The 21929-nt window shown below is 53.4% G+C and carries 15 protein-coding genes; 5 read left to right on the top strand and 10 right to left on the bottom strand.

All coding sequences use genetic code 11. The annotated features are described in order from the left end of the window. The first annotated feature begins 6 nt into the window (after positions 1-6). A complete protein-coding gene (locus tag MKZ07_RS28855; protein ID WP_083677908.1) occupies positions 7-456 on the top strand; it encodes a bactofilin family protein in 450 nt (149 codons plus the stop codon). A 51-nt stretch (positions 457-507) separates the two neighbouring features. On the opposite strand, the gene MKZ07_RS28850 is transcribed toward MKZ07_RS28855, so the two are convergent. The 5 genes from MKZ07_RS28850 to MKZ07_RS28830 form a co-directional block, all read right to left on the bottom strand. Beyond that, complete coding sequence (locus tag MKZ07_RS28850) at positions 508-1305, bottom strand: ABC transporter permease (protein ID WP_442792425.1); 798 nt, start codon at positions 1303-1305, stop codon at positions 508-510. Then, positions 1289-2215, bottom strand: a complete 927-nt coding sequence (locus MKZ07_RS28845) for an ABC transporter ATP-binding protein (protein ID WP_036693687.1) — start codon at positions 2213-2215, stop codon at positions 1289-1291. Before MKZ07_RS28845 ends, MKZ07_RS28850 begins: the two co-directional genes overlap by 17 nt. Positions 2216-3119: 904 nt before the next feature. Further along, positions 3120-7715: a glutamate synthase large subunit gene (gltB, locus tag MKZ07_RS28840; RefSeq protein WP_036693685.1), complete on the bottom strand. Its 4596-nt coding sequence runs from the start codon at positions 7713-7715 to the stop codon at positions 3120-3122. A gap of 375 nt (positions 7716-8090) precedes the next feature. After that, complete coding sequence (locus MKZ07_RS28835) at positions 8091-10445, bottom strand: YhgE/Pip domain-containing protein (protein WP_036693682.1); 2355 nt, start codon at positions 10443-10445, stop codon at positions 8091-8093. A 231-nt stretch (positions 10446-10676) separates the two neighbouring features. Continuing rightward, positions 10677-11252, bottom strand: a complete 576-nt coding sequence (locus MKZ07_RS28830; RefSeq protein ID WP_036693681.1) for a TetR/AcrR family transcriptional regulator — start codon at positions 11250-11252, stop codon at positions 10677-10679. Between the two features lie 298 nt (positions 11253-11550). Between MKZ07_RS28830 and MKZ07_RS28825 the strand changes: the two genes are divergently transcribed. Next, complete coding sequence (locus tag MKZ07_RS28825) at positions 11551-12747, top strand: UDP-N-acetylglucosamine--LPS N-acetylglucosamine transferase (RefSeq protein ID WP_036693680.1); 1197 nt, start codon at positions 11551-11553, stop codon at positions 12745-12747. Positions 12748-12951: 204 nt separating this feature from the next. Here MKZ07_RS28825 and MKZ07_RS28820 read toward each other — a convergent pair whose 3' ends face one another. Together MKZ07_RS28820 and thpR are read right to left on the bottom strand one after the other, a co-directional pair. Continuing rightward, on the bottom strand, positions 12952-13854 hold the full coding sequence (locus MKZ07_RS28820; protein WP_036693679.1) for a cell wall hydrolase: 903 nt from the start codon (positions 13852-13854) through the stop codon (positions 12952-12954). Between the two features lie 83 nt (positions 13855-13937). Next, on the bottom strand, positions 13938-14543 hold the full coding sequence (thpR, locus tag MKZ07_RS28815; RefSeq protein WP_341028964.1) for an RNA 2',3'-cyclic phosphodiesterase: 606 nt from the start codon (positions 14541-14543) through the stop codon (positions 13938-13940). A gap of 90 nt (positions 14544-14633) precedes the next feature. Here thpR and MKZ07_RS28810 point away from each other — a divergent pair, with 90 nt between their 5' ends. Further along, positions 14634-15590 carry a D-2-hydroxyacid dehydrogenase gene (locus tag MKZ07_RS28810; protein ID WP_036693676.1) on the top strand — a complete coding sequence of 319 codons (957 nt, stop codon included), beginning with the start codon at positions 14634-14636 and terminating at the stop codon, positions 15588-15590. A gap of 34 nt (positions 15591-15624) precedes the next feature. On the opposite strand, the gene MKZ07_RS28805 is transcribed toward MKZ07_RS28810, so the two are convergent. The 3 genes from MKZ07_RS28805 to MKZ07_RS28795 all read right to left on the bottom strand — a co-directional run bounded on the left by MKZ07_RS28805 (position 15625) and on the right by MKZ07_RS28795 (position 19785). Continuing rightward, a complete protein-coding gene (locus MKZ07_RS28805) occupies positions 15625-15999 on the bottom strand; it encodes a hypothetical protein (RefSeq protein ID WP_341028963.1) in 375 nt (124 codons plus the stop codon). 389 nt (positions 16000-16388) lie between these two features. Further along, complete coding sequence (locus MKZ07_RS28800; protein ID WP_036693672.1) at positions 16389-18173, bottom strand: methyl-accepting chemotaxis protein; 1785 nt, start codon at positions 18171-18173, stop codon at positions 16389-16391. Between the two features lie 202 nt (positions 18174-18375). Next, positions 18376-19785, bottom strand: a complete 1410-nt coding sequence (locus tag MKZ07_RS28795) for a deoxyguanosinetriphosphate triphosphohydrolase family protein (protein WP_036693670.1) — start codon at positions 19783-19785, stop codon at positions 18376-18378. 192 nt (positions 19786-19977) lie between these two features. Between MKZ07_RS28795 and MKZ07_RS28790 the strand changes: the two genes are divergently transcribed. Together MKZ07_RS28790 and MKZ07_RS28785 are read left to right on the top strand one after the other, a co-directional pair. Next, a complete protein-coding gene (locus MKZ07_RS28790) occupies positions 19978-20754 on the top strand; it encodes a polysaccharide deacetylase family protein (RefSeq protein ID WP_036693668.1) in 777 nt (258 codons plus the stop codon). 117 nt (positions 20755-20871) lie between these two features. Next, on the top strand, positions 20872-21897 hold the full coding sequence (locus MKZ07_RS28785; RefSeq protein ID WP_076157121.1) for a substrate-binding domain-containing protein: 1026 nt from the start codon (positions 20872-20874) through the stop codon (positions 21895-21897). The last annotated feature ends 32 nt before the right edge of the window (positions 21898-21929 follow it).

The raw sequence follows: 21929 nt of genomic DNA, 5'->3' as shown, positions 1-21929 counted from the left end.
GCGGGAATGTGGAACAGACGTAAGCAGGGTGCTTCGCTGAGGTCAACCGACTCGCTGATCGGACATGGAGGCACGCTTGAAGGGAAAGTGCATTGCGATACGAACCTGCGGATTGAAGGGAACTTCAGCGGGGAGATTCTATGTGAGGGTACTGTGACGGTTGGTGAGCAAGGCACCGTCCACTCCAGCATTGAAGCGCAGGAGATTATTATCGCCGGCAAGGTTTATGGAGACGTAACCGCCCAGCGGAAGCTGATTCTCACCGGAACGGGACAGCTGCACGGCAATATTGCCGCCGGTTCCCTGAGCATTTCGGAAGGCAGCCTGCTGAACGGAGCTGTGGCTATGACCGAACAGCCCGCCCCTGAGACAGCGGGCGGGCTGCATACGGTCACTGCCAAGAAGACTGCAGCCAAGCGCAGAGACGGCAAGCAGAGTAAGCTGGAGGGCGCATGAGCCGCAAGCACTCAGTCTGTACGGCTCCACTGGCCAGCCCTATCTTGCTACTTACGCTGCTACATCCCTTTTGCGGAACACAATCCATGATACCGCCATGAAAATAACATAATACACAGCCAGGACGGCAATCGCGAACCACAGCGTCGCTCCTCCGGGACCGGTATCCGACACCACATAATTGCTAAGATTCATATGGGCAAAAATCAGATAGTTCGCCCACTCATACCGGTCAGGGTTGAAGATGGCGATAAAGATATCCTTGGTGAACATGATCGACAGCGACAGTACAATCGCAAGGCCACTGGAACGGAACACGCTGGAGATCATGAAGGCAATGGCTGCTGTCAGGAACAGCTCAATGTAGCTGCACAGAATCAGCATGAAGACATATTCCCCTGGCCCCCAGCCCATCACCATGTCCCCTGCATTTCCTGCAGTTGATGAAGAGAAAATGAAGGCAGAGCCATAGCCGAATAGGATCAGCACGCCCGTGCTGACAAGGCTGAAGATAACCAGCGAGATATATTTCGAGAGCAGAATCTTGGAGCGGCTCCAAGGGCGGATCAGCAGCAGCTTAATCGTTCCCCAGGTGAATTCGCCCGCTACGGAGTCGGCAGCCACTAAGGCTGTGAAGATGGTATTTAGGAAAAAAGCGATGGCTACGGTGGTCCGAAAGCTGTCCCATAACCCGACTACATCGCTGCCATTCGTGGTGAAGTGAACCAGCGCCGGAAACAGCGCACTCATCAGCGCCAGAAGAATCAGCATAATCCATGTCCGCAGACGTCTGAATATTTTGATATTCTCATTATGTATGAGAGAAGCGAACTCACCCAATGCCTTCACCTCCTGTCATTTCCAAGAATTGATCTTCGAGCGAACGGGACATCGCTTTGATGCTGTAGACCTTAATTCCGGCAGCTACCAGCTTGGCATTCAGCTCGGCAATCTCCTCCCGAACCGCCTCCACCGCTATTCCACCTTCCATGATTACACCTTGGCCGATCTGCGCCAGTGCAGCCTCAGGGTTATCTACCTCGAAGAACGTCTGGCTCACCGGTACCGCTGCATCCCCGACCGTCTTAAGCTGCTTCACATCGATCAGGCGGCCGTTCTGGATAATCGCCACACTATCGCACATCAGCTCCATCTCAGACAGCAGGTGACTGGAGACAAAAACGCTTGTCCCCTCGGTCTGGCACAGCTTGCGCAGATAATCACGCAGCTCGCGGATACCCTGCGGGTCCAGTCCGTTGGTCGGCTCGTCCAGAATCAGCAGCTTCGGCCGGTGCAGCAGAGCCTGGGCCACCCCCAGCCGCTGTCTCATCCCTAATGAATAGGTCTTGACCCGGTCATTGATCCGTTGGCTGAGGCCAACCAGCTCCACTACTTCATTGATGCGCTCTTTGGTCACGCCAGGCACCATGCGGGCGTACTGGCGAAGATTCTGGTATCCGGTAAGGAACTTGTACATTTCGGGATTCTCTACGATGGCCCCCACATTGGCTATGGCCTCTTCAAAATGGTCTTTGATGCTTCGTCCGCAGATCAGGATATCCCCGCGGCTAATGGAGATCAGTCCTACCATCATACGGATGGTAGTGGTTTTACCGGCTCCGTTCGGCCCAAGGAATCCGAAGATTTGCCCGGGTGGAATGTCGAGTGTCAAGTCGCTGATCAGTGTTTTGGAGCCGATCTTTTTGGTGACTCCCATCAGGCTGGCTACGGGCTTCACCACTTCTGCCGTATTCGGCATAACTTCACTTCCTTTCGTCGGTTTGGTGTGAAACGGGCTTGCGGTTTAAGATAAGGTATAATCATAGCAGAACTGAAGAGACTCTAATCTAGATGTAGTCGTAACTGCGGGAAATGTTTGCACTTCCGGCCGCTGCCTAAGTTTGGATTTCCTCCTTACACTGCTGTCTCAGCGGTAGAAAGCCAAACCTAGCTTATGCTTCCGAAGCGAGCTTTCCTGCGGAAAGCTTTCAGGCGGACGCTACCGCTCCTCCAGTTCCAAACTTCCCCTCCGTTACTCCCATCTTATTATTGTCTTTTTCAGTTCAAGCTATTATTAACCTTATCAGTGCATCAACAACCCATTTTCAACCATTTATATATTTTACCACACCTTCCCTTTTCCCTGAAATTAGGAAAGAAATGCAGGGAAAGCCAGTGGAAACGGCTTGGCACAAAATCATCCTAACGGGTGAACGGGATAGCACAAATGTATACTGTTTTTCGCATACATTCGGGCCATCCCTCCTCGCGCGAGTGCAATGTATGCTGTTTTTCACGTATATTCGGGACACACGCCTGCGTGCGAGCGCAATAATCGGCCAGCGCGGGGCGCGTGGGCGGAATGTAATCGCAAAACCGATTACATTGGACCAGCGTGGGGCGCGTGTACCGAATACGTACTGTTTTCACATACATTTGCCCCGCTCACCCTCGCGCCAGCATCCTGTGGATACCTGTGGATAAATGAAGGAGCATTTATCCTCCACAATTCTATGCATACTTTATCACCATCAGACGAGACCCTAAATTCCTGTAAGAAAAACATAAGAGGCCACCTCTTTCCATAATGAAAAGAGGTGGCCTCTTGAATTGGCAATGCGCTCCGTCAATGCCGAAGCATATCACTTATGAAATGTAGAACATTAACCGCCAACACGCGCAAGCTCACGCATATTCGCTTCAAAAGCAGCCATCAGTGCAGCTTCGCCGGTCAAACCGTTCTGCTCCACCTTGCGGATCTGCTCCAGCATCCGTTTGTAATCCTTCGGAATCACACGGGCAAATCTCGGCAGGGCCTCATCCCATGAATCCAGAATCGCCCGGCCCGCATTACTGTCTGTATGCTGGGTATGGCGGCTGATCATAGCATGCAGCTCAGCGATTTCGTCCGCTTCCTCTACCCGCTCCAGCAGCACCATCTCCAGGTTACAGCGTTTGATGAAGGTATTGTCAGGATCATATACATAAGCGATACCGCCCGACATCCCTGCTGCAAAGTTACGGCCCGTTGTACCCAGTACAACCACACGTCCGCCGGTCATGTATTCGCAGCCGTGGTCGCCCACGCCTTCAACGACTACATTCGCCCCGGAGTTGCGCACAGCGAACCGTTCACCGGCAATGCCGCTCACGTAAGCTTCGCCGCCGGTCGCTCCGTACAGCGCCGTATTTCCGATGATGATATTCTCTTCTGCCGCGAAGGTAGCCTTGCGCGAAGGCCGGATAATCAGCTTGCCTCCGGACAGCCCTTTGCCGACATAGTCATTCGAGTCGCCTTCAACGGTAATGGTGACGCCCTTCGGCACGAATGCGCCCAGACTCTGTCCCGCTGATCCGGTGAAATGCAGCCGGATCGTATCGTCCGGCAACCCGGCTGCGCCGTATTTGCGCGTCAGCTCACTGCCGAGAATCGTACCCACGGCACGGTTCACGTTCGTGATCGGCAGGGAAGCTTCCACCGCCTTGCCGGATTCCAGCGCAGGTGCAGCAATGTCAAGCAGATGGGTCATATCCAGGGTCTCTTCCAGACCGTGGTTCTGGAACTTGCTGCGGAAGCGTGTGCTTCCTTCCGGCATAGCCGGAATGTGCAGCAGGCTGCTCAGATCAACGCCCTTCTTCTTCCAGTGTGTGGATGCCTTAACCGCATCCAGGCAATCGGTACGGCCGACCATCTCTTCAATCGTCCGGAAGCCCAGCTCTGCCATAATCTCGCGCAGATCCTGTGCCACGAAGGTCATGAAGTTCACCACATGCTGCGGATCACCCATGAAGTTCTTGCGAAGCTCAGGGTTCTGGGTCGCTACGCCCACTGGACAGGTGTCCATCTGGCATACACGCATCATGATGCAGCCTACGGCTACCAGAGGTGCAGTAGCAAAGCCGTATTCTTCAGCACCCAGCAGAACAGCTACCGCGAGGTCGCGCCCGCTGAGCATCTTGCCGTCTGTCTCCAGCACGACACGGTCGCGCAGATTGTTCAGCATCAGCGTCTGGTGGGTCTCCGCCAGGCCAAGCTCCCAAGGCAGTCCGGCATGACGGATGGAGTTCATCGGCGAAGCGCCGGTACCGCCGTCGTAACCGCTAATCAGGATAATATCAGCGCGGCCCTTCGCCACACCTGCGGCGATGGTGCCTACGCCAACCTCAGAGACGAGCTTTACGTTAATATTGGCACGCGGATTGGCATTCTTCAGATCATAGATCAGCTCAGCCAGATCCTCAATAGAATAGATATCATGATGCGGCGGCGGCGAGATCAGTCCCACGCCTGCTGTTGAACCGCGGACCTCTGCCACCCAAGGGTACACCTTGCGGCCTGGAAGCTGTCCGCCTTCACCCGGCTTCGCACCCTGTGCCATCTTGATCTGAATCTCGTCGGCATTCACCAGATAGTTCGAGGTAACGCCGAACCGTCCCGAAGCGACCTGCTTGATCGCACTGCGGCGGGAATCGCCGTTAGCATCCGGAATGAAGCGCGCCGGATCTTCTCCGCCTTCACCGGTGTTGCTCTTGCCGCCGATGCGGTTCATGGCAATGGCCAGCGTCTCATGTGCTTCCTTGCTGATCGAGCCGAAGGACATGGCACCGGTCTTGAAGCGTTTCATGATCGATTCAGCCGATTCTACCTCATCCAGTGATACCGGAGCATTGGTGCTCTTGAACTCCAGCATCGAGCGCAGCGTCTGATGCTTCTCGCTTTCGCCCTGAACGAGTGCCGCATACTTCTTATACATCTCATAATCGCCACTGCGCACGGAGTGCTGAAGCAGATGAATGGTCTGCGGGTTGAACAGATGCTCTTCCCCGTCACTGCGCCACTGGTATTCACCGCCGGAATCCAGCACCATATCGTTGCCGTCTTTGTCGGTGAAGGCGCGGTTATGGCTGGCAAGCGCTTCTTGCGCCACTTCCTCCAGGCCAATTCCGCCGATACGCGAAGGCGTCCAAGTAAAGTAACGGTCCACGAATTCCGAATTCAGCCCGACCGCTTCAAAAATCTGTGCGCCGCGATAGGATTGAATCGTAGAGATTCCCATCTTGGACAGGATTTTGACAACGCTCTTCGTAGCTGCCTTGATATAGTTCTTCACAGCCTTCTCATGCGAGATTCCGCGGAGCAGGCCTTGGCTGATCATGTCATCGAGACTCTCGAAGGCCAAGTAAGGATTGACCGCACTTACACCATAACCCAGCAGAAGCGCATAATGATGAACTTCACGCGGTTCGCCGGATTCCAGCAGAATGCTGACCTTGGTGCGGGTTCCAGAGCGGATCAGATGGTGATGCAGGCTGGAGACTGCCAGAAGCGCCGGAATTGCCGCATTCTCGCGGTCTACACCCCGGTCGGACAGAATAAGAATATTATGGCCCTTGCCCATGACGCGGTCTGCTGCCTCATTCATCCGGTCAAGCGCAATTCGCAGCCCTTCTGCCCCCAGCTCTGCCGGGAAGAGAATTGGAATGGACATTGACTTGAAGCCCGCACGGCGGACATGACGGATTTTGGCAAAATCCTCGTTTGAGAGAATCGGAGAATCCAGCGAGATCTGCCGGCAGCTCTCCGGTTCTGCCTTCAGCAGGTTGCGTTCAGGTCCGATTGTAGTCGCTGTGGACGTTACCAGCTCTTCACGGATGGCGTCAATCGGCGGGTTGGTAACCTGGGCGAACATCTGCTTGAAGTAATTGTACAGGCGCTGCGGACGGTCTGATAACACGGCCAGCGGTGAATCGTATCCCATGGAGCCGACAGCTTCGGCGCCTGTGGAGGCCATTGGCTCCAGCACCTTGCGCAGATCCTCGAAGGTATAGCCGAAGGACTGCTGCAGCTGCTGCACATTATCATGCTTCGGATTCGGCAGCTCCGGTGCATCCGGGAGCTGATCGAGGCCGATCAGATGCTCATCCAGCCACTCTTGATAAGGCTGCTCGGAGGCGATTTCGGCTTTTACCTCTTCGTCCGAGATAATCCGGCCCTGCTTCGTATCCACGAGCAGCATACGGCCCGGTCTCAGCCGGTCTTTGTATAGAACATCTTCTGCAGGAATGTCGAGGACACCCGCTTCAGAGGAGAGAATAATCAGATCATCTTTGGTGACATAGTAACGCGCAGGACGCAGACCGTTACGGTCGAGGATGGCCCCAATCTGCACACCGTCGGTGAAGCCCATTGCGGCAGGTCCGTCCCACGGTTCCATCAGGGTGCTGTGGTATTCATAGAAGGCTTTCTTCTTCTCGTCCATGCTGTCATGATTGCTCCAAGGCTCAGGAACCATCATCATCGCCACATGGGGCAGGGAGCGTCCGCTCAGGTAGAGGAATTCAAAGGTATTATCGAACATGGCCGTATCGGAGCCGTCCGGATTCACCACCGGCTTAACCTTGCTGATGTCTTCTCCGAACTTCTCGCTCTTGAACAGCGACTGGCGGGCATGCATCCAGTTTACATTGCCGCGAAGGGTATTAATTTCACCGTTGTGGATCATGAAGCGGTATGGGTGGGCACGTTCCCAGCTCGGGAAGGTGTTGGTGCTGAAGCGGGAGTGGACCAGCGCAATCGCTGATTCGAGTGTCTCATCCTGGAGGTCCAGATAGAATTGTCCTACCTGTACAGTGGTCAGCATGCCTTTGTATACGATCTTCTTGCAGGAAAGACTCGGCACATAGAAGGATTCGCCTTCTTCTGCCCCGCCGTAGCGGATTGCCAGTTCTGCCCGTTTGCGGATCACATACAGCTTGCGTTCGAAGGACAGGTCATCCTTGATTCCCTCCGAGCGTCCGATAAATACCTGGCGTACATATGGCTTCGCAGCCTTGGCTGTCTTGCCGAGCATTTCGTCAAAGGTCGGGACATCGCGGTAACCGAGTACCTGCTGACCCTCTTCCGCGATAATCTCGCTCAGAAGCGCCTCATGGCGGGCCCGGATCTCCTCGTTATGAGACAGAAAGATCATGCCCACGCCATAATGGCCCGGCTCCGGAAGCTCAAAGCCCAGCTTCGCGGCTTCACCGGCAAAGAAACGGTGGGGAATCTGCAGCATAATGCCGGCTCCGTCTCCAGAGTTCGGCTCGCTTCCCTGGCCTCCCCGATGCTCCATATTGAAGAGCATAGTCAGCGCATTGCTGACAATATCATGGGACGGCTTGCCTTTAATATGCGCGACAAATCCCATGCCGCAAGCGTCTTTTTCGAACTGGGGATCATAAAGGCCCTGTTTGCCGGGCAGTTCAGTGTGTCTCATCACATGCAACCTCTCTATTATAAAGTAGACGGAATTCCAGGAAAATTTTTCAGCGGAAAATCTTAATAATTATTCAGGCAGAATTGGTGTTATTATTTTATCATCGAGCTGACATGAGCGCAATTTAAACTTTTTTATGAGCTTGATTAACATTTGCTTTTGCAGTGCAGCTTTAGCGAATAAAAGCGTAAAAAAACTGTCGAATGTATAATTATGCATAAATGACGAATAAGCGCTTATGCATTGAAAGCGTTTCAACCATTTTCCCGCACTGAAAACGGCACTTCCTTTAGCTATTTATATTTATGAATAAACCAAAAGCGCCCCCTAAGGGGGCGCTTTTGGTTCGTATGATTTACAAAGAATATTGCTGCTTTATACAGTCAAAACTTGTTCACTTTTCAGCACAGCTTCATTGCCGCGGTCACGGGTCATAAAGTAGGTGAAGGTTAATGCAAGGAATATTATTCCATAAGCACCAAGTGTTCCTGCATCGGCCCACATAGAGCCGAAGTCCCCAGTAGAGATTACTGCCTTGAAGCCTTTGACACTGTAAGTCATCGGCAGCAGCGGATTGAAGATCTTCATCCAGTTAGGAATCAGCTCCAGTGGGAAGGTTCCTGCGCTTGTAGTCAACTGGAAGATCAGAATCAGAATGACTACGAAGCGGCCCGGCTGATCCAGCCAAGTAACAATTGCTTGAATCATCCACATGAAGGCTAGGCTGGTAATGAACGAGAACGCGTAGAACAAGGGTACATTCTGTACTTCAAGTCCGAGACCATACAAGACAATCAGGACAGCCAGCAGTGCCTGAAGCACACTCATCATGGAGAACGTAAGGGTACGGCTCATGAACCGGTTGAACCGGCTGGCTCCAATGACTTCGGAATCACGCATTGGGATAACAATCGTACAAATCAGAGCACCTACGAACAATCCGAGGGACAGGAAGTAAGGAGCGAATCCTGTACCGTAGTTAGGCACCTTGTTCACCTTCACTTCTTCGATCTGTACCGGTTGGGCGAACATGGATACCAGTCCATCGGTCTTGTTCACCGATTTGGTCTGCGAAGCCGCATCGCCCAGTTTACTTGCCAGCTCACCGGAGCCTGTCTTCAGATCATCCAGGCCATCCTTCAGCTGCCCTGCTCCGTCACTCAGCTTCTTCGAGCCATCGGCTACCGAGCTAAGGCCGCTGCCCAGCTTGCCTGCTCCAGCCAGCAGTTTCGTAGTGCCGGCTTCAAGCGCCCGGCCGCCGTCTGCCAGCTTCACGCCGCCCGCTGCAGCTTCGTCCAGCTTCGCGCCGAACTGCTTCATGCCTGCGGTCAGCTTCGCGCCGCCGTTCTCCAGTGCGGCTGCACCGGCTGCCAGCTGATTCTGGCCATCCAGCAGCTGCGAACTGCCTGCGTAGAGCTTCTGCGCTCCGTCATGCAGCTGGCCTACACCTGCATCCAGCTGCTGTGAACCGCTGTGCAGCTGATTCGCTCCCTCAAGCAGCTGCCCCTGGCCGCTGTTCAGGGCCGCAGCTCCGTTCAGGAGCTGCTGCTGACCCTGGTCCAGCTGCGCGGTGCCCGCAGCTACTGCTGCGCTTGCTGCAAGCAGCTTCTGCACCTCAGGGCTTGCTGCCAGCTGAGGATTCGACTTCGCCAGCGCCTGCAGACCATCAGCTACAGCCTTGGCTCCGGCTGCTGTCTTGGCACTGCCGTCCTTCGAAGCCGTAAGTCCGGCTTCAAGCTTCGCACTGCCCTCGGCGGAGGAGCTTAATCCGGCCGCAAGCTTCGCGCTGCCGTCCACAACCGCCTTCGTACCTGTCTGCAGCTTCTCGGTGCCGGCTACAGCCGACTGTGTTCCGGCCTGCAGCGAAGCCGTTCCGGCTACTGTCTTCTGCAACCCGGCATTCAGCTGCTTGCTTCCCGCTGCCGACTGCGTTACACCCTCCTGCAGCTGCTTATGCGCTGCGGATAACTGCTGCAGTCCTCCGGCAAGCGTGCTGGTGCCGGTTTTGAGTGCGGCTGCTCCGTTATTGAGATCACTCACGCCCTGCGTCAGCGGCGCTACGCCATTCAGCAGCTTGCCGGTGCCTTCGGTCAGGACAACCAGATTGTCCTTCAGCTTCAGAGCGCCGTCATCCAGCTTGGTGGCGCCGTCTGCGATTTTGGTCGCACCGTCTCCGGCTTCGCCCAGACCGTCTGCGATTTTGGTGATTTTATCAAAGACAGAACTGGTGTAAGCTTCCGTAATCTTGGCGGATACCTTGCTCTTGATATCCTTCACTGCAGTGCCGCCAATCTGGCCCGCCAGGAAGTTGTAGCCTTCATTCGGCTCGTAGATAATCTTGGCCGGCTGCGGATCTGCATCCAGCAGTGTAGTTGCCTTAGCTGAGAAGTCTTCCGGAACCACAATCGCCATATAATAGGTATTATCTGCAAGTCCGGCTTCCGCCTGCTCCCGGCTGACGAAATTCCACTTGAACCCGTCCGTCTTCTTCAGCTCCGTGACCAGATCTGCTCCGGCGGTCAGCTTGGTGCCTTCATAGTCAGCACCCTTATCCTGGTTGACAACCGCTACCGGAAGCTCGTTCATTTTACCGTAAGGGTCCCAGAATGCTTTCAGGAACAATCCGCTGTACAGAACAGGAATAAATAGTATGGCGAACATGGAAATGCGCATCTTGGGATTCTTGAATACCGCGCCAAGATCCTTCATAAACACGGATAAAGATTTCATTCTGGTTCTCTCCTTATGATCATATGCTCTCTCTTGTAAAATACGATGACTTGCTTTGAAATGATAGTTTCGTGAATGTTACAGTAACACCAGATGACCGTTTTCCCCATTCGGTCAATCAAAGGCAAAAAAAAGGGGCTATCCTGTTCAGTACCATCCGCCTCAGCCCATCCATTCCAATCAGGGAAAGCGCAGCAGTGCGAAACGCCATCCCTATACCGGACTTAACTTCTACTGTGACAGCCCCTCTGCCAAAAACAGATGAAAATAATGCTTGATCTGTTCTTTGGTCAACGGCACATGTACCTTGCTCAGTTCAGCAGTAAGCGCGATATATAGCCTGAACATTACCACCGACACAATCTGGGGATCGCAGGGTTTGATTTCCCCCTGACGAATGGCCTGCTCCACCTCCCGTTCCAGATATTCAAGCACCACACTCTCGATCTTGTCGAGTCCTTCACCAGCCTGCGGCGTTCCGAAGTCCAGACTCTCCTGGGACAGCTTGATGAATAGCTCGTGTTCGCTACGAAATTCCAGCAGGGCATCCAGCACACGGTGCAGATTATCAAAAAACGGCTTATCACGCCTAATCTCCCGCTCGGCGATCATTTTCATCTCGATGATGACGTCCCGCAGGATTTCATCAAATAACTGTTCCTTGTTCGTAAAAAAGGTGTAAATCGTCCCTTTGCCGACATTGGCAATCTTGGCGACCTGATCCATCGTTGTTGCCTTATACCCGAATAATGAAAAAGACTTCGTCGCCGCCTGAAGCACCTGCTGCCTTCGATCTACCACAGCCATTCATACACTCCCTTTCCTGAAGGATCGTCTATAACTCCCGTTCTGACCAATTTACTAATCCGGTCACTCGGTCAAGACCAACTTTATCACTTTGCCTATGTCTTTGCAATACTTTTGCTGATTTTTTTTATTTTATTGCAGTGTTTTAACTTTCTATTTACGTCTTATTTGTATAATGTGAGAAAAGAAGCAAAATCCCTAGTATAATATTAGGAGAAGCATGTACGCGAGTAACCGCAGACGGACTTATGAAGCTATCTAACAAACCTACCTATAATGGAAAGTTGCAGGTGAACTTATGCGAAAGAAAAGAGTACTGCTGTTTTCGGAAGGCTTCGGCACGGGCCATACAGGGGCAGCCTATGCTCTGGCTGAAGGAATACGACTGCTGAACCCTGATGTTCAGTGCCGGGTCTTCGAGCTCGGAAAATTCCTGAATCCTACGGTCGCTCCTTGGATTCTTTCCGCTTACCGCAAAACTGTCAGCAGCCAGCCTAAGCTGGTCGGCATGATGTATAAGACCCAATATCATAAATCACTGAACCGGTTGACTAAGCTGGCCCTTCACCGGATTTTTTATACCCATGCCTCTCAGGTCATTGAGCAGCTGCGGCCGGATCTGATTATCTGTACTCATCCGATTCCTGCTGCGGTCATCTCCAGACTCAAGCGCCAGGGTCTTGATGTGCCGTTCTATACGCTGATTACAGATTATGATGCCCACGGCAGCTGGGTGAATGCGGAAGCCAACCGGTATCTGGTATCGACCTCCAGGGTCAAATCCATTCTTACGGGACGCGGCGTACCCTCCGAGCTGGTAACGGTGACCGGGATTCCCGTGCATCCGAAGTTCTGGGAGTCCCAGGGTAAGACCAAGCTGCGTAAGGAGCTGGGGCTCGCTGACATCCCGACTGCGCTTATTATGGGCGGCGGCTGGGGCCTGATGTTCGGCAAGGATATTATGAACTCGCTCACTGCCCGGATCAATGAGATCCAGCTTATCTTCTGTATGGGCAGCAACGACAAGGCTATAGCCAAAATGCAGGCCAACCCCCTGCTCAACCATCCCAACGTAAGGATTCTTGGGTACAGCAGCGAGATCAACAAGCTGATGGATGCCTCGGATCTGCTGATCACGAAGCCCGGCGGAATGACCTGCACGGAAGGCCAGGCCAAAGGTATTCCCATGCTGTTCTATAACGCCATCCCCGGCCAGGAAGAGAAGAACAGCCAGTATTTTGTCGAGCTGGGACTCGCCGAGATGCTTGCTCCGGGCGTCGTGGACAAATGGTTCTCCATGCTCCTGAGCGAATATGCCGGATTCGGAGGACCGCAGAAGCGCAAGACCTCTCCGGACCTCCAGCAGCCGCAGCACTGCGCCGCCACCATTCTTAAGATGCTGGGCAAGCCAGCTGCGGAAGCCGTCTTCTCCGAGGCGTGGAGCGCCCCTCCGCCCAAGGTACGGGGAGAAGAAGCCGTCTATGTCACACCATAAGCCCTTATCCTGATATTCATACGAAGGTGCAAAAGAACCTCCAGCCCATAGAAATGGGGCTGGAGGTTCTTTTCGCGCCGCGGACCTGACAAGGCATCGGAGCCAGCAGTACGGCTGTGTCTTCCGGCTGCGTCAAATAGCTGTAACTGAATAGACGTATAGCGTCTGGTGCATAAGATCTTTTTGTTTACGGAAGAACCCTTATTATTTATAAAAGGTATGATTGCCGATGGTCTTCGCGAGTGTCCGTGAATGATGTACGGTAAGATCCTGTGCCAGCGTCAGCGACAGGAAGAAATAGGTATCATCCGTAACTTCTTTAACCCCCATAAGCGCTGCGTTCACAGCCTTAATACTGTCCGCATTGGGCTTCACGCGTTTAAGACGCCCGTTTGCCACAGGACTGAACTGCCTTTTTTGATAGATGACTTCTCTGATCGTGTCGGGAAAATTGGCTGACCGCAGCCGGTTTAGAACAACGTTGGCAACTGCCACCTTGCCCTTGTACGGTTCGCCTTCTGCCTCTGCCATGACGATTTTTTGCAGCAGATGCAGGTCTTCTCCGGATACGGCGTAGCTCCAGGTAGCTTCAGCTTGATGCTCCTTGGGTAGTAGCTTGGTCCGGGAGAAGAACAATGTTGCGGGGGGATGTTGCTGAGTTACAGCCTTGCTTGGTTTCACACTCTTCGTCCCCGTTGCCGCGATCTTCAGCGCTTGCGCCGCTGGCGGCGATGCTTTCACCACAGTTACCTTAGGCTTAGTCACAATGGAAGCCGGCTTAGCCGCATTCTTGTGCTGCAGCTTCTCGGGACTTAACCATCCTGTACTCACCGTGCGGGTCCAGGTATGGACCGGCTTGGCAGCTGTGGTGAAGAGCATGGGTGTACTATTTTCAGCTGAATGGCTTGTCCTATGCAGGACGGATACGGCTTGCGGAATAAGCTGCTCTACCGATTGATGGCTTGCAGACTTCAGCTTACCCATTTCTATTACATTCTCCCCGGTAGCAGCAGTTCCTTCGGGGTTCATCAAACTTATCGCTGAGAAAGACACTAGGATTACACCAACCAGCAGCGCAATATAGCGGCTCTGTTTGAAAATCAACATGTTTTACCTCCTATTTTACGGCACATTCCTATTGTATGTAACCGAAAATGGAAGCTTTGAAAACTTTCTTGTCGATTTTATATTTAGAAAAATGTAAATTTTTCAGTCATTTCATACATAGGAATGGCATGCATCCTGGTAGCATACACCACAAAAGCATCTACCGTCCAGCCTATGTCTGGAAGTAATTGGTCCGAGGGGTGCTTCTCCATCCGTAAATTTCCCAGCCGCTCCAGCGTAAACGGATCTTCTCCGCGATATTTGCGGGCCACCGTCAAATGGGGATTGTACGTTCGCATCTCTGGAGTATAACCTAAGGGAAGGGTCGCTGAAACCACCTTTTGCTGCAGCTCCTTCAGCGGCTCTAATTCTCCGGAAACCCCCGCCCAGAGCACTCTTGGCGAGTCTGGAAGACCGAAGGTGCCCCATTCGCCGAGCTTCAATTGAAAGCCTTTACTTGAGCGTGCAACCGTCCATAAGGCCTCATAGAGAGCTGGAATAGTTTCCCTGGGGGTATCTCCAAGAAATTGCAGCGTAATATGGAAATCTTTAAAATGTGTCCATCTCGCAAATTTAAGTCCGGACGACACACGGGCAGACTCATTCTTCAGATATTCAAGCAGCCTATCAGGCAGCGGCACGGCAACGAACAGGCGCTCTACTTCTTGCTCCGGGTCCAAATGGTTCATGCGAATTTCACCTTTCCAGGCAGATTTGTTATGCTTATCTATACTTATCGTCCATTTCTCTACTGAAATGTAGAACAGGAGGGAACCATCATGACTAAATCCATCGTTTGTATGCAGCAGCTCTCCTCTGCTCAACAGGAGCTGATCCGGGCCGCTGCACCAAAGTACACACTCACCCTGGGAGATTCCAGAAACCCTGATCTGGATCTGCTCGCCGGCGCAGAGATTATTATCGGCTGGGGCAAAGGCATCCGTGACACCGTGCTGCGCCAGGGCTCGCCGCTCCGCTGGGTACAAGCCTGGTCCGCCGGTGTAGAGAAGCTTCCGCTGGAAGCCATGAAAGAGCGCGAAATTCTGCTGACGAACGCCAGCGGCGTGCATGCGGAACCGATTACTGCCGTCATCCTCAGCTTCATGCTGATGTTCACACGTAACATGCACACGGCCATCCGTAACCAGCAGAACCGCCGCTGGCACTCGGACGGGCAGGAGAGCGAGCTGACCGGCAAGACGATCGTCATCGCCGGAACCGGAGCGATCGGCAGCGAGACCGCCAGAATCGCCCAGGCCTTCCGGATGAAGACAATCGGTGTCAGCCGCTCCGGCCGGCCGGTGGAGGGCTTCGACCAGATTTTCACCACTAGGGAACTGAAGGATTCCGTCCGTGAAGCGGACTTCGTAGTCAACACGCTGCCTCTCACAGATGAGACACGGGGCCTGTTCGATGCTGAAGTCTTCTCCGCCTGCAAGCAGGGGGCCTACTATATTAATATTGGCCGCGGCGTGACCACTCATACTAACGACCTGATCGCCGCACTGAATAGCGGCCAGCTGGCCGGAGCGGGCCTTGATGTCTTCGAGACCGAGCCGCTCCCGGAGGACCACCCGCTATGGGACATGGAGCAGGTCATCATCACCCCTCACTGTGCCGGGGTAACCGACCGCTATGCCGACCGGGTGGTCGACATCTTCGTGGAGAACATGAAGGCCTACCTGGAATCCGGCAAGCCTTCGCGCAACCTGGTGGACTACAGCCGCCAGTATTAAGTTCCTTTCGCGGCTGAGCTGGCGGGTTGTAGAGCTAGGGGGTTGGCAGGCAGGCCGTAGCTTGGCGGGTTGACTCACAGTTTAGAGTTTTAACGTTCCCCTGCGGCCAAATGTTGCACATATTGCAACTCGGGTATCGCCAATTTGGGCTATTCGAGAAGATTGTTGCATGAAATGCAGGAATTGTCCCCTTCATCTGCCAACTGGATAAGAATTGCTGACATTTGTACAACATTCTCTCATTCACCTCATATTGATCAGGTAAATGTTGCAAATTGTGCAGGATTCCAAGCGAACTCATTAGCACCAGCACCAGCACCAACATCAGCACCAGCACCAGCACCTGCACCTGCACCTGCACCTGCACCAATATCAGCAACAGCATCACCAGCACCACATGTCGATACATGCTCAGCTCGTTCAACTCTTTCAACTAAATTCAGCAATTCAGTTCATTCAATGATTCCGCGATTCACGAATTCACGCATAATAAAGAGCCTCTGCTGAACTAAGCAGAGGCTCTTTATATACTTCCATCCCTAAATAGATTGAACTTGAAATTTCCCCATTAGGGAGCAGTGGCGGAAGAGAAGTTTGGAACTGTAGGAGCGACAGCGTCCGCCTGAAAGCTTTCCGCAGGAAAGCTAGCTTCGGAAGCATCAGCTGTTCCCGGATTTCAACCGCTACTGCGGTTCAATCCAAGAAATCCTGGAACAACAGCGGCCGGAAGTCCAAACATTCTCTGCAGTCACGGCGTATCCCTAATCCCCGAAATTTTACCGCTTCAATCTATCCCCCTCACACCTTAAATCGGCTCACCGACTCCCGAAGCTCCGTAAGCAGCAGCTTCAGCTCTGAGATGCCGTTAGCCACGGCAGTGGTTGAGCTGAGCTGCTCATGCGCAGAAGCAGAGGTCTCTTCGACACCTGCCGCGGATTCCTGGGAGAGTGCCGAGATATGCTGGCTGAACTCGTTCATAGTCTCGCTGGCACCGGTCATTTGCTGCAGGTCCTGGCCCATCTCGTCGATGGTCACCGCCATCATGCGGACCGAGCCGTTAATTTCTGCCAGCGCATCACCGGTCTCCACAATCTGCCGGCTGCCTTGCTCCGTCTTGGCTACCCCGCCGCGCAGCTGCTCTACCATGGTTCTGGAGTCGAGCTGGATGCCCTGCGTAATCTCTGTAATCTCCGATACTGTCCGCTGTACATCCTCTGACAGCTTCCGTACTTCCTGTGCGACAACGGCGAAGCCGCGTCCGCTGTCACCGGCCCGTGCGGCTTCAATGGCAGCATTGATCGCCAGCAGATGAGTCTGCTCCGAGATGCTCCGGATGGCTCCCACCAGATGGAAGATCCCCTCATTCTTGCGGTTCAGCTCTTCTACGGTATCCATGGACTGCGAGACCGCATCGGCAATCTCGTTCATCTGCGCCACGGAGCTTTCCATAAGCGACCGGCCCTTTTCACCCTTTTGCCGTACCTGCTCGGAATGGTTGGAGAGATCCGTACCTCTGCCGGCAAAATTCTCAATTAACGTATTTAGCTCCTCCACCGCCTTGGAGGCATCCACCGCTGCTTCGGCCTGGCTTCCGGACGCTGTGGCCAGCTCTTCCATCGTCAGCGCGATCTGGCTGCTGCCTTCCTTCGTATCGGCAATTCGATGCATCAGCTCATCGCCCTGCTCCGAAATAATAGTGGATACATTTCTGATCTGACTGACCATTTCGAGCAGCGTGCGGTTCGTTTCATTCACTGTCTTGGCGAGCAGGCCAATCTCGTCCTTGTTGCGGATCAGCGTCTCTTCGGCCGTCAGATCCCCGCTGGAGATCTGCTGCAGCTGCGCAGTTACCCTTTTCAGCGGATTGATGATCGTTCTGCGGATAACCGTGTTAGTCAAGCCAATCATCAGAAGCACAACCAGTACAGTCACGATATTTAAAGTCACTGAGGTATTGAAAATTTGCGCAGATATTTCACCCTCATTCTCAGCATCCTTCTGGCTGTGCGCTACCAGCGCATCCAGATCCACCTGCATGGAATTAAAAGCGTCAATCCCCTTCCGCGATACCTCAAGAGCTAATTTCTCGTCTTTGGAGCTGCTGAGCAGGATCGCCTGATTGTTGACCGTCAGGAACTCGCCCCATTTCCCGACGAGCGACTGTAATTGCTTCAGCTCCTGATCTCCTGTCAGGTTGGCTTTATACTCCTTAAAGGTGTCCGATACTTTGCGGATGTATTCGGACCGCTCTTCCGCAAGGGCGTTTTTGTCCGCACTGTCAGTGCTCAGGATATGCTGCAGGCTAAGCGCCATAACATGCTCTGTGAGGTAATTGACATTATGAATTTTATTCAACTCGGGGATAATGTGATTAATGATCTTCCCGGTATTATTCTGCATGCCGTTCATTTGATAGAGCGATACTCCGCCGCTGATCAGAACGAATACAGCCAGAGCCGCATAACCGTAGGCTATCTTGGAGCCGATGCTTTTTCTGCCCTGGATTAGACTTGCCTGCTGCTCCTTGTCTGCTCCCTTTCTCCCTTTTCCTAACAGATCCTTCAGTCGCTGACCTATACCCACACCTGTGTGCCCCCTTGATAATGTCTGGATGTTTACACCATTTTCCATCTGATTACATTTATTTTCATAAAAAAAAGCAAAAAAAAATAGGTTGTATGTACTATTTCGGCAGCAGACGATTAAAAATTTACATGTTTCTCCCGATGTAAGGTATTACCTGCCAGCCGGGGCGGCGGACAGGTAAGTGTTCCACTATATGGGTCTAATCCAGATCGTATATCGAGCCGACCTTCAGTCCGTAAAGCTCATTGTAGATTTTCTCGGCAAAAGCGTCAGTCATTCCGGCAATATAATCCGTCACCATATGCTCCCAGGTCCAAATCGGTCTGGCCGACTTCTGGTCCTTCTCGAACCGCTGCAGCCAGTCCGAAGGGATGATACTCCGGGATGTCTCGGGATCAAGGAATGCCTCCCACAGCCGCCGCAGTATCCACTCGCTCCGTTTCTGCAGACGCTGTACGCGTAAATCGCGGATCATCGTTACCCAGGCGAAGCTTTTGAGCACACTGACGGTCCGCAGCATGTCCTCATCCTCCTTGCCTTCCTTAATGAAGGTAACCTTCTTCCAGTCCCCGTCCCCAATCACGCCGAGGCTGGCGACGAAGGTACTGACCCAATAGGCTTTGACTTCACGGCGGGTACGGGAATAGTCATTCTCACAGGTAGGCATCTTCTCCTTCCAGACACGCAGGAATGAACTCAGTACCTCCTCCACTTTGAAGCGGATCGCAGACTTGTTCCAGCCGGACCAAAAGGCATCCTCAAGCGTGGTGATTTTCTCCACAATCAGCCGCTGGATATAGTCGTCATGCATGAAATGCTCATGTACCTCAATCTTCCCGGCCTTGATACCGTCCTCCAGGTCATGCGCCGAATAAGCAATATCGTCACACAGGTCCATCAGCTGCGCTTCCAGCGTCTTTTTGCCTGCCGGAATTCCCCACTGGGTGCGGATCTCATGGATATACTCCCATTCGTGCAGATACATCCCCTTCTTCAGTACCGTCCCGGGAAAAGGATACTTGTTAATGCCCAGCAGCACCGCGTCCGAGAGGTTCAGGCCGTCGATATTCTCACGCTTCTCCAGGAACATGATCAGGCGGAAGTTGTGGGCGTTGCCTTCAAAATGCTCATATTTGCGCTTCATGCTCTCATGAATCGTCTGCTGCTGAACGGGACCAGCGCCGGACTTGGCCACCGCCTCCACCGTCTTGCGGGTCACCAGCTTCTCCAGCAGGTTGTCCAGCACCTCTTCTCCCTTATGTCCAAATGGGGGATGACCGAAGTCATGGGCGATGGCCGCACATTCCACTACCTCCGGATCAATGACCAGGCCCGGATTCTCCGCGGCTCCTGTCTCTACTTCCGGGTAAGAACGCAGCAGGCTTTTGGCCGCTTCACGGGCAATCTGTGCCACCTCCAGCGAATGGGTCAGACGCGTCCGGTAGTAATCCCCGGTTCCGGCTCCAAACACCTGAGATTTGCCTTGCAGCCGCCGGAAGGTCGGCGAATGGATCAGACGCGAATAGTCGCGTTCATATGCGGCTCTGGAGGTCTCCAGCTTCGTGATTTCGGGATATTGTCTATGCTCTCTTTGTTCAATCAGTGTCATCTCCGCTGCCCCTATTCCTTGATCTGTATTTAGTAACTTATTATAAGTCATTTCCGCCGGAACTTTCACTCTAAAATGCAAATCGCCTTGCGGGCTGCTATAAATGCATAGCAACCAAGGGGGATAGAGCATTCTAAGACTTAAGCAGCAGGAACCGCTTATAAAAACAAGTGTGGAGTGAATCTGAGAGCCATGAGAACAGCCACCCGAATGACCGCCGCAGTTCTTGCAGCGCTAGTGCTGATACATAGCCCTTCCGATCTGGCCCTGGGCAGTCCGAACAAGGCAAAAAACCGCTACTACTATGAGGAGCGCGGCGATATGATCTGGGAAGTGCGCACCAGCCAGAAGGTAATTGCGCTGACCTTCGATGACGGCCCGGACCCCCTGGAGACGGACAGCATTCTGGAGGTGTTGCATGAGTATCAAGCGAAATGCACGTTTTTTGCGATTGGCAAGCGGATCGCCGCTTATCCCGATGTCGCCAGACGCGTAATTAATGAAGGACATGAGCTGGCGAACCATACCTATAACCATGTCTATTTCAAAAGGCCGATCTCCGGGAAGCAGATTCAGGAGGAGCTCGCACTGACGGAGCAGGAAATTATGAAGATATCCGGCAGACACAGCAGCCTGTTCAGACCGCCGGGCGGAATGTATGACGAGACTCTGATCGATGTGTCTAACAGCATGGGCCTGAAGCCCGTACTGTGGTCCTGGCATCAGGACACCCGCGACTGGAACCGCCCCGGCGTCTGGAACATCTCAAGCCGGGTGATCCGCAATGCCAAGAGCGGCGATATTGTCCTGTTCCACGACCATGTCCATGGGCCGTCGCAGACGAAGGAAGCGCTGAAGATTATTCTGCCTGAGCTGAAGAAGCAGGGCTTCAGGTTCGTTACCGTCTCGGAGCTGATTGAGTTATCCGATGTACAGCAGGCGAAGACGGACCGGCATATAACCTATTAGGGGGCCTCCCCGGATTGCACAGGTTCACAAAATAAGGTAGTCTTGAGCATAATAAGGCTATCATAATATGGCTATTTGTGAATCTGCCGCAGTCCATCCCCCAGGAGGGTACAATACATGACCGATAATACTTCCTATACAACCGAGGAAATCGCCCGGCTGCTCAAAATCTCCAAGCTCAAGGTCTATGATCTCATTAAAAAGGGCGAGCTTCCCTCTTACCGTGTCGGCAAGCAGATGCGCGTTGACCTCTCCGATCTGGAGAAATACAAGCAAAATTCCCGCAACAGCGGGGCTTATGCGAATCCGCTGCCCGGGGGCGGGCTGACCGAAGCTGCACTGCCGCAGGCCCAGCCATCGCAGCAGACGGGCCTCCCGTTCGCCGCGCCTTATCAGGCCTTTGCCTCCCCGCCGCCGCACAGTATGAAGAGCAGTGGTGTAAATGTAGTCATTACCGGGCAGGATATGTCGCTTGATATTCTGGCGACTCATCTGGAGCGGACCCTGCCGTCCACCCGGCCGCTCCGTTCCTATGCGGGCAGTCTGGACAGCCTCATTGCCATGTATCAGGGCGAATCAGATATTGTAAGCACCCATCTGCTGGACGGCGACAGCGGTGAATATAACCTGCCTTATATCCGCAAGCTGCTCGTAGGCTTCTCCTATATAGTAGTGCATCTGCTAACTCGCAGCGCAGGCTTCTATGTGCAGAAGGGCAATCCGCTGGGCATCCGCAGCTGGGGAGACCTCCGGCAGGATGGAGTGACGCTGATCAACCGTGAGCGCGGCTCCGGCGCCCGGGTGCTTCTGGATGAACAGCTGCGCCTGCATGGAATCCCGTCATCCCGCTTGAACGGATACACTAATGAAGAGAACAGCCATTTGGCAGTAGCCAGCCTGGTGGCGAGAGGCGGGGCGGATGTGGGCATCGGCACCGAGAAAGCCGCCAAAATCATTGACGGCATCGACTTCATTCCGCTGATCCGCGAGCGCTACGATCTGGTCATGGTGAAGAAGCCGGAGAATGAAGTCTGGATTAACGCCATTCTGGATATTCTGCGCTCGGAAGCGTTCCGCAGTGAACTAAGCTCGATTCACAGCTATGACCTGAGCGAGACGGGGGATATTATTTACGAGACTTGAAAGGATCTGCTATTTTTTTCCGGCCGAACGAG

This window comes from Paenibacillus sp. FSL P4-0338, from assembly GCF_038002365.1.
Taxonomy (GTDB): domain Bacteria; phylum Bacillota; class Bacilli; order Paenibacillales; family Paenibacillaceae; genus Paenibacillus_AQ.
Note: the sequence above shows the minus strand (reverse complement) of the source record. Positions and strands in the feature narration are given on the sequence as shown.

Coding starts and splice junctions, on each gene's coding strand:
- MKZ07_RS28785 (WP_076157121.1), top strand. CDS start 20,872: ATGACCGATAATACTTCCTATACAACCGAGGAAATCGCCCGGCTGCTC.
- thpR (WP_341028964.1), bottom strand. CDS start 14,543: ATGAACCATTTGGACCCGGAGCAAGAAGTAGAGCGCCTGTTCGTTGCC.
- MKZ07_RS28845 (WP_036693687.1), bottom strand. CDS start 2,215: ATGCCGAATACGGCAGAAGTGGTGAAGCCCGTAGCCAGCCTGATGGGA.
- gltB (WP_036693685.1), bottom strand. CDS start 7,715: ATGAGACACACTGAACTGCCCGGCAAACAGGGCCTTTATGATCCCCAG.
- MKZ07_RS28820 (WP_036693679.1), bottom strand. CDS start 13,854: ATGTTGATTTTCAAACAGAGCCGCTATATTGCGCTGCTGGTTGGTGTA.
- MKZ07_RS28835 (WP_036693682.1), bottom strand. CDS start 10,445: ATGAAATCTTTATCCGTGTTTATGAAGGATCTTGGCGCGGTATTCAAG.
- MKZ07_RS28790 (WP_036693668.1), top strand. CDS start 19,978: ATGAGAACAGCCACCCGAATGACCGCCGCAGTTCTTGCAGCGCTAGTG.
- MKZ07_RS28855 (WP_083677908.1), top strand. CDS start 7: ATGTGGAACAGACGTAAGCAGGGTGCTTCGCTGAGGTCAACCGACTCG.
- MKZ07_RS28830 (WP_036693681.1), bottom strand. CDS start 11,252: ATGGCTGTGGTAGATCGAAGGCAGCAGGTGCTTCAGGCGGCGACGAAG.
- MKZ07_RS28805 (WP_341028963.1), bottom strand. CDS start 15,999: ATGTATCGACATGTGGTGCTGGTGATGCTGTTGCTGATATTGGTGCAG.
- MKZ07_RS28825 (WP_036693680.1), top strand. CDS start 11,551: ATGCGAAAGAAAAGAGTACTGCTGTTTTCGGAAGGCTTCGGCACGGGC.
- MKZ07_RS28795 (WP_036693670.1), bottom strand. CDS start 19,785: ATGACACTGATTGAACAAAGAGAGCATAGACAATATCCCGAAATCACG.
- MKZ07_RS28810 (WP_036693676.1), top strand. CDS start 14,634: ATGACTAAATCCATCGTTTGTATGCAGCAGCTCTCCTCTGCTCAACAG.